The 7,873-nt window shown below is 44.8% G+C and carries 8 protein-coding genes; 2 read left to right on the top strand and 6 right to left on the bottom strand.

The features are described from left to right. From IT393_07715 to IT393_07705, 3 genes are all read right to left on the bottom strand, one after another. A partial coding sequence (locus tag IT393_07715; protein ID MCC7202528.1) for a phage holin family protein occupies nucleotides 1–190 on the bottom strand: 190 nt, incomplete at its 3' end. Beyond that, nucleotides 187–768: a septum formation protein Maf gene (maf, locus tag IT393_07710; GenBank protein ID MCC7202527.1), complete on the bottom strand. Its 582-nt coding sequence runs from the start codon at nucleotides 766–768 to the stop codon at nucleotides 187–189. The genes IT393_07715 and maf, both read right to left, overlap by 4 nt. After that, nucleotides 761–1,948, bottom strand: a complete 1,188-nt coding sequence (locus IT393_07705; GenBank protein ID MCC7202526.1) for an NAD(P)/FAD-dependent oxidoreductase — start codon at nucleotides 1,946–1,948, stop codon at nucleotides 761–763. Before IT393_07705 ends, maf begins: the two co-directional genes overlap by 8 nt. 158 nt (nucleotides 1,949–2,106) lie before the next feature. Between IT393_07705 and IT393_07700 the strand changes: the two genes are divergently transcribed. Together IT393_07700 and IT393_07695 are read left to right on the top strand one after the other, a co-directional pair. Further along, nucleotides 2,107–2,454 (top strand): PilZ domain-containing protein, encoded by a 348-nt coding sequence (locus IT393_07700; GenBank protein ID MCC7202525.1) that lies wholly within the window; start codon nucleotides 2,107–2,109, stop codon nucleotides 2,452–2,454. A 9-nt stretch (nucleotides 2,455–2,463) separates the two neighbouring features. After that, nucleotides 2,464–3,906 carry an aldehyde dehydrogenase family protein gene (locus IT393_07695; protein ID MCC7202524.1) on the top strand — a complete coding sequence of 481 codons (1,443 nt, stop codon included), beginning with the start codon at nucleotides 2,464–2,466 and terminating at the stop codon, nucleotides 3,904–3,906. A gap of 41 nt (nucleotides 3,907–3,947) precedes the next feature. Here IT393_07695 and IT393_07690 read toward each other — a convergent pair whose 3' ends face one another. From IT393_07690 to IT393_07680, 3 genes are all read right to left on the bottom strand, one after another. Beyond that, nucleotides 3,948–5,297 (bottom strand): glycosyltransferase family 2 protein, encoded by a 1,350-nt coding sequence (locus IT393_07690; GenBank protein ID MCC7202523.1) that lies wholly within the window; start codon nucleotides 5,295–5,297, stop codon nucleotides 3,948–3,950. Nucleotides 5,298–5,382: 85 nt separating this feature from the next. Then, nucleotides 5,383–6,729 (bottom strand): HEAT repeat domain-containing protein, encoded by a 1,347-nt coding sequence (locus IT393_07685; GenBank protein MCC7202522.1) that lies wholly within the window; start codon nucleotides 6,727–6,729, stop codon nucleotides 5,383–5,385. A 98-nt stretch (nucleotides 6,730–6,827) separates the two neighbouring features. Continuing rightward, the coding region (locus tag IT393_07680) for a hypothetical protein (GenBank protein MCC7202521.1) at nucleotides 6,828–7,873 on the bottom strand (1,046 nt) is incomplete at its 5' end.

Raw genomic sequence — 7,873 nt, 5'->3', positions numbered from 1 at the left:
GAATATTGATGGGAAGAGTCAGAATAATAAGTAAAGGCCTCAGGAATATATTTATTAGCCCTATGACTGCAGCGGCCACTACTGCAGTCAGGATGCTGTCAATCTCAATGCTGTCCATTATCTTTGACACAATGAGCAGTCCTAGTGCATTAATCAGCCACCGTATGATATAAGTCCTGGCATCCATCATCTACAGACTCCAAACCTTCTAAGTTCTTTTATTAATAAATCGACAGGCAGCCCCACGACATTATTATAATCTCCTTCGATCTTTTTTACTATAGCAGCCCCGAGTCCCTGGATAGCATAGGCGCCGGCCTTATCCAGCGGCTCCCCTGTTCTGACGTAGGTCTTTATCTCAACCTTTGTCATCATCCTGAAATATACCTTTGTAACAACTGACCGTGAAGCCTGTTGCTGCTTTCCAGTATCAATAATGGTAAATCCGGTTATTACATAATGAGACCTGCCATTCAGAATATTAAGCATTCTCATAGCCTCACTATCATTATGCGGTTTTCCAAATACCATATCTTCAAACGAAATAATAGTGTCAGCCGCGATAATAATGGCATTCTTATATTTTACTGCCACAGCCTTTGCCTGTTCACAGGATAAATACCTTGCGAGTCTTCTTGCAGGCATTCCAAGGCTCAGGTCTTCTTCATAATCACTTGCATCAACCTCGAATTTCAATCCTGCCCTTTCAAGGAGCTCTTTTCTCCTTGGCGATGCGGATGCAAGGATTATCCTGCGCTTCCTATACATACTGTCCTGCCGCATGACCTGAGGCCCATGCCCAGTGAAGATTGTATCCGCCAAGCTGTCCTGTCACATCTGCCACTTCACCAATAAAGTACAGGCCATGGACATTCTTTGCCTCCATAGTCTTTGACGATAACTCTGCTGTATCCACTCCACCAAGTGTAACCTCAGCTTTTCCATAACCCTCAGTCCCTGCAGGTTGTATTGTCAAGTTCTGAAGTAAATGGGCAATGGATTTTAATTCCTTCTCCGAAAATTGATTAAGAGGCCTTGACTCAATATAAGACTCACATAATATCTGTGCAAATCGTCCTGGCAGCAGGCCGGAAAGCAGATTCTTCATTTCAACCCTGCGACGGTGCTCTGTCATTAAGTATTCAACCAGATCCAGTTGCGGCAACAGATTAATACTGATATTGCCCCCCTTTTCCCATAATGACGATATTTGCAGGATAGCCGGACCGCTCAGTCCCCTGTGTGTGAAAAGAATGTCCCCTGAAAAACTCATCTTTTTATAGCCAACTTCAGCTCTTAGAGAAATGCCGCTGAGCCTGCCATATCTTTTTTGATCTGCCGGATTAAACATGAGTGGGACCAGGGCTGGTTTTACCGTAGTAACCTTAAGTCCAAATTGCCTTGCAATATCGTATCCAAATCCAGTTGCACCTAACTGCGGATAGGACAGCCCCCCTGTTGCAATTACGAGAGATTGAGAATCCATCACGCCCTTGTCAGTTGATACGGTGAAGCCCTGTCCATTTTCATTCCTCTTTATACCTTTTATCCTATAATTAAGGTATATTCGAACCCCGTAATCATTGCATTCCCTGTGAAGCATGTTAATAATATCACCAGATGAATCACTACAAAATAATTGTCCCGCCTCTTTCTCAATATATTTAATACGATGCCGTTCTACCATGCGGATAATATCACGGGAAGTGAAGCGGGCTAACGAAGACCTGCAAAAATCAGGATTGCCTGAGAAATAATGTCCGGGAGATATATTCAGATTTGTAAAATTACACCGTCCGCCGCCTGAAATACTGATCTTCTTTCCCGCCTTATTTGCATGATCAATGACGATTACAGAGCGTTTTCGCTTCCCAGCCTCTATGGCGCACATAAGACCTGATGCGCCAGCGCCGATTATCATAACATCTGTAATTATTTTCGTTGTCATTTTACGGTTCATCAATCATTCGTGAATGTTGCATTTTATCTTTCCGGCACTTCCGAGGTCAACCCCTGACGCCTTTAAAGATGAATCTTGACTTCAGGGCAGATAAAGCAATATGTTTTCTCTTGACATCTTCATCTTAAACAAGTAGTTTTATTTTCATGAGAAATAAAAGAAAACATCCACGTTATGGTATTGCCTCAATAGCAGAGATTACATTTCGTGACTCAGAGGAGACGATTGAGGCGCTAATTAGCACTATCGGCAAGGGTGGGATAGGCATATATTCATCAAAGCAGCTTCCCACAGGCCTTGAGCTTACAGTACGAATAAGCTTTCTGCAGACTAACGGCAACGAGGAAGTGACAGAAATAATACCTGGCAGAGTCATGTGGAGCAGGGTATTTCATAATAATTATGTCATTGGCATAGCATTTACTACATTCGATAGTGTAAAACAGTCATTGTTGCTGAGCTACCTGGAGGCTGCTTCACAGGGCACAGCTTAGAGAATCAAGATGTCATCGTGTTATGGAATGCTTATCAATGGTCAGTGGCGTGAATCTCCTAAAGATGCCTCCTCAGCAAATTTCATTGATATAAAATCCCCATATGATGGCGCTATATTAGGACGCATACCAGAAGCCGGTCAAGATGATGTAAATGATGCCATTTCATCTGCTGATCTGGCATTCAAGCATATTAAGCTCTCACCGTATGAACGATACGAAATACTCCATAAATCTGCCGGACTGCTGCAGCAGGAAACTGAGGACATTGCCAGAACACTTTCGCAGGAGGCCGGTAAACCAATCAGAGATGCAAGGACTGAAGTCAGCAGGGCTGTCCAGACATTTCTTATATCTGCAGAAGAGGCAAAAAGGATTCATGGAGAAGGGATACCTGTAGAGGCTGCCAGGGGATCAGAAAACAGGATCGCCTTTACAATCAGGATGCCTGTAGGACCTGTATGTGCCATCTCCCCCTTTAATTTTCCCCTGAACCTCGTAGCGCACAAGGTTGGCCCCGCAATAGCAGCAGGCAACTCCGTCGTGTTAAAACCGGCAGACGTTACCCCTATTACAGCAATAAACCTTGGCAAAATAATGATGGATGCAGGACTTCCGCCAGGATATCTGAATATAATATTTGGACCGGGTAAAACAGTCGGAGAGCGGCTGCTTGCAGACCCACGGTTTGCCCTGTACACGTTCACAGGAAGTCCCACTGTAGGCCGGCGCATTCGCGAGGCAACAGGACTCAGAAGATCTATACTTGAGCTTGGATCAAATTCAGCAGTGATTGTTCATAAGGATTGTGATATGGACAAGGCCGTCACATCGTGTGTGCGGGCGGCCTTTGCATACTCTGGTCAGATCTGCATTTCCCTTCAGCGGATATTACTCCACAGGGATATAGCAGATAAATTTCTGAGCATGTTCATTCCTGCTGCTGAGTCACTCAAAGTGGGGGACCCCCTTCAGGAAGATACTGATCTGGGCCCCATGATCACTGAAGATGCGGCAATCAGGGCCAGGGAGTGGATAGATGAGGCTGTGTCCAGGGGAGCTAAGCTCCTCACTGGCGGGAGCAGAAAGGGTAACATGCTTACGCCAGCCGTATTACAGGATGTTGACAGGAACATGAAGATAGTCTGTCATGAGGTTTTTGCGCCCATAGTCAGTATTCAGGAATATTCCACGATTGACGAGGCCATTGCAATGGTCAATGACTCTGAATTTGGTCTGCAGGCCGGCATCTATACATCTGATATCAATCTTGCATTTAAAGCGGCACGGTGGCTTCAGGTTGGCGGTGTAATGATTAACGATACATCCATGTACCGTGAAGATGCAATGCCTTACGGAGGTGTCAAGCAGAGCGGCATTGGCAGGGAGGGGCCTAAATATACTATCGAAGAAATGACAGACATGAAAATCATTGTCCTGAATCTATCTTAATAAGCGCCCCATGCCATTTGATAAATAGTCGCTGTCCCTGTTTATCGGGAATATTGAAATCCCTTTTTTTTGACAACTTCCCACTTTCGCTGTCTGATAATGGCAATAATCAGTGCCCTGGCACGCCACCAGGAATTGATCTGCCTGTATCCTATATTTTCTATAAATGACAGAGAAATCAGCCTCAGCATGTCTCCCCATTTTGGGTAGCGTTTATACGTAATCTCTTCAAGCAGCACTGCCCCTGCAGAAAGGAATATGCTGTATACAATGGACAGGAGCAGAAATAGCATAAAATAGCGCCAGCTTATAATGCCTGTTACATATGAAAGGATCACAACCACATATCCGATGATCTCGACTGCCGGAGATATCAGCTCTATCAGTACCTGATAAGGCATGGCCAGCAGGCCTATCCGGCCGTATTTCGGATTAAAAAGCATGGAGATATTCATAAAGAGGGATTGTGCAAGCCCCCTGTGCCACCTTATCCTCTGTTTTTTGAGCATTGCAAGGCTGGACGGGACCTCTGTCCATCCAACGGGGTCTGATATAAAGACCACCCTGTATGGCTTCTTGCATGTCCTCATAAACCTGTGCAGTCTGACGACCATCTCCATATCCTCTGATACTGTTTTATTACTGAACCCCCCTACCTGTTGAACACTTTTTTTGTGAAAGAGTGAAAAGGCGCCTGATATAAGCAGGAGACTGTTTATCGCACTCCACCCTGCCCTGCCAAACAGGAATGACCTCAAATACTCCACAATCTGAAGCCTTGATAACAGATCCCCGGGAAGGGCGATCTTCGTTACCACGCCGTTTCGTACAGTACATCCGTTTGCGATCCTTAAAATACCCCCGCATGCTACAACAAGCTCTTTACTCTCAATAATCGGCCTGACCAGACGCAGGAACGCATCCCTTTCTATCAATGTATCAGCGTCTATACAACAAAAATACGGATACCTGGCGACATTGATTCCCACATTAAGTGAGTCTGACTTGCCGCTGTTTGCCTTATTTATAACAGTCAGATTTGGATGTGTCGAACTCACATAATAATCCCTGATTGAATGGGTCTTTATAACATGCCTGTATATATGAGTGACCCGCCTCAATGAAAAGCCGCTTATGAGATTATCCAGCGTATCATCGCTGGAACCATCATTGATTACAATGACCTCAAACAAGGGATAATTGAGGGCAAGGAGGGCCTTGACATTTTCCACTATGTTCGGCCCTTCATTAAATGCCGGCACAAGTACTGATACAGGAGGGGTAAGAGATGACTCTGAGATATCGCTGTACCCGCCGTATTCGATCCTGTAGATATGTCTGATAGTAACTGACACGGCAATAACCATCAGCACTGTGTACAATAAATTCACAGTAGCGTAATATGCGAGGATAAAATGGTTAAACCATATAATTATGGATATCAGTGTTGAAATGTGATCCCCCTAATCAATATTGTTATCTGTATAGAGTCTTCTCTAACGCTAAACGTGCTGTATCCCTTACAGCAATATCATCATCACTCTCTGATACCTCTCTTAGTACAGTTTCAGCGTCGCTGTCTGCAATCAGATTGATTATGTGTATTAATCTCTTCCTTACACAGGGATTTTTGTGCTCTCGTAAGGCATTCACGACAATATCCCATGCCCCGCTGTTTCCTGCTGCAACCAACAGTAAAGACGCTGTTTCACGTTCCCCTGGATCATCAGAACAGAGCAGGTCAAACTGGGCATTTAGTATCTCTGTGCTCTGGAGTTCTGCAATTACCTGTTCCCTTGCGTATCTGTCTCTCATCAGCAAAAGGACCCTTAGAAGGGCCGGGCTCGCCATTTTCCCAAGAGAAGTGATTGCCTGTATGGCAGCCTCCCTGACCTGCCAGTGAACATCAGACAACAGTTCTACCAAAGGCGGTACAGCCTTGCTGCCTCCGAGACAGCCGAAGGTCTTTGCAACCTGCAGCCGCACAATCCATGACGCATCTTTTATCATTACCGACAATGGCTGGAATGCATCTTCATGTTTAATGTTTCCAAGCGCCTTGACCGCCTTTATACGTACATCCGGCTCTGTGTCCCCCAGCATCGGCAGGAGGTGTTTGGCTGTTGATACCTCGGCAATCTCACCTATAACATCCGCTGCCTGCCCCCTGACCTTCCATGAACTGTGATCAAGCAATGGGATTAACAAAGGAAGGGCTGCGTTACTGTATTTCATCACTGAAGCCTTCACGACCCTGAGCGGTATTGAGTGCGGGTCCTGCGCCGCTGATACAAATTTATCTATCAGGGGTTTTACAGCCACAACATCCCTGACATTCCCCAAAGACCTTGCTGCAACTGTGCGGACATCCCTCGCCGGGTCATGCATGGCCCTGATAAGATATTCCGTAGCCTTCGGCGCCCTGATCCGGCCAAGTTTCTCAGCAGCCATTGCCCTGTGATATCTGCTGCCTGAAACAATGTCCTCTATGTATGTGTCAATATAACCAAGCCTGTCAAATATGCCGGATATGTCCTCTGAAGAAACATGCCCCTCAGAGAGGGCATGAAACAGGACATCCTCTATGGCCTTCCATTCAACCGACTTCTTCCTGACATAACAGGTTTCAAAGTCAATATGGATCCTGTTATGAAGTAATGGCAGCAACATATTCTCATACTTCTCGCGTGCAATATCACGTCTCTTATAATACCTGTGATTGATGAATCTCCGGATATTCACAGCCATGAAGAGGCAGATTATTAGCACTGTAACCGAGGCTATTGATATTATGATGATTTTATCAAGATTAATTATAAACATCCCACTCCCATATTCGGCATTATCAGGATAAGGAATAAACCCATTTCACTGACTGACTGAGGAAGCACTTAAATGTAATTTTGAATAATTACGAAGGCTTATAATAATAAAGAGAGGCGCAACCCTATCATGTAATACCTGAACCCGGATGCCGAGCTCATAGCGTAGTTTCCACCTTCTGCACTTACCTCAATTGATGTATTCTTTTGTACTTTGTATCCCAGAAGGCTGTAACCGCCTCCAAAGATGTCACTCTCTGTAGATCCTGACCTTCGGAAATACTGATGTCCTGCATAAGGCTCTAAATAGCAGTAAAATCTCCCCTTTTCATATGACACGGTGGTAAATAACTCATTTGAAATAAATGTGTCCGGGTCAAAGTAGCCGCCATTACTGTCATTCTCAAAGCCGAGATATCTTAACCTGTAACCTATCGCAATCCCCGGATTGTCAGTATAGAGCATGTACCGTGGAGCAGCCAGTATTTCAAAGGAGGTGTTGTCATCAGAATAGTCTCTGTAACTGAGAGATGCATTCAGTGATGTCCTGCTATTTAATGTGTAATCATAGTTGACCGAATAAATGTCCATACGGATCCTGTTGGCGATCAACTCTGCCGTGGACGTCATATACGACCTTGCGACAGAAATACCTGTTACATTGCTTCCAAATGTCCTGCTTATCCCGGTATTTCCGGTAATGAATGTATTATTGTCGCTGTTACTCAATATCGTAATCCCAAGGCCTGCTTTAATGTCTGTCCTGTCAGATAATTTGGAGCTTACATTTACTGAGACAGAGCTTTCACTGTTGTCTCTTGTATTATCACTCGCAGAGGTATAAACATAGGCGATCCGTCCTCTCCAGTTATTAAGGCGGAATCCATAGCCAAGCGTGTATCTGTCGTATTGATTGTCATCAGTATCATTATAATGGTAATATCGTACATCAGGCGCCTGCCTTGTCTCCTTTGACATATAGGCATAAAATTCCTGTAACTCCCTCTCCTGATACGAATACTGAGGCTTTACAAGCTCAACATTCTCCTTAGCACCTTTAATATCTCCGCTCTGAAGAAGCGAATATGTCAATCCAAGGCGCGCATCAAAATCCTCTTCCCCGCCGAGAAGCTCGTTGTAGATTT

Source organism: Nitrospirota bacterium (assembly GCA_020851375.1).
Classification (GTDB): Bacteria; Nitrospirota; 9FT-COMBO-42-15; order HDB-SIOI813; family HDB-SIOI813; genus RBG-16-43-11.
The sequence above is the reverse complement of the archived record's forward strand: the minus strand, read 5'-3'. Positions and strand labels throughout refer to the sequence as shown.

Bases quoted from the DNA above. Each gene is read 5' to 3' on its own strand.
- maf (MCC7202527.1), bottom strand. From the start codon at position 768: ATGTATAGGAAGCGCAGGATAATCCTTGCATCCGCATCGCCAAGGAGA.
- IT393_07705 (MCC7202526.1), bottom strand. From the start codon at position 1,948: ATGACAACGAAAATAATTACAGATGTTATGATAATCGGCGCTGGCGCA.
- IT393_07700 (MCC7202525.1), top strand. From the start codon at position 2,107: ATGAGAAATAAAAGAAAACATCCACGTTATGGTATTGCCTCAATAGCA.
- IT393_07695 (MCC7202524.1), top strand. From the start codon at position 2,464: ATGTCATCGTGTTATGGAATGCTTATCAATGGTCAGTGGCGTGAATCT.
- IT393_07685 (MCC7202522.1), bottom strand. From the start codon at position 6,729: ATGTTTATAATTAATCTTGATAAAATCATCATAATATCAATAGCCTCG.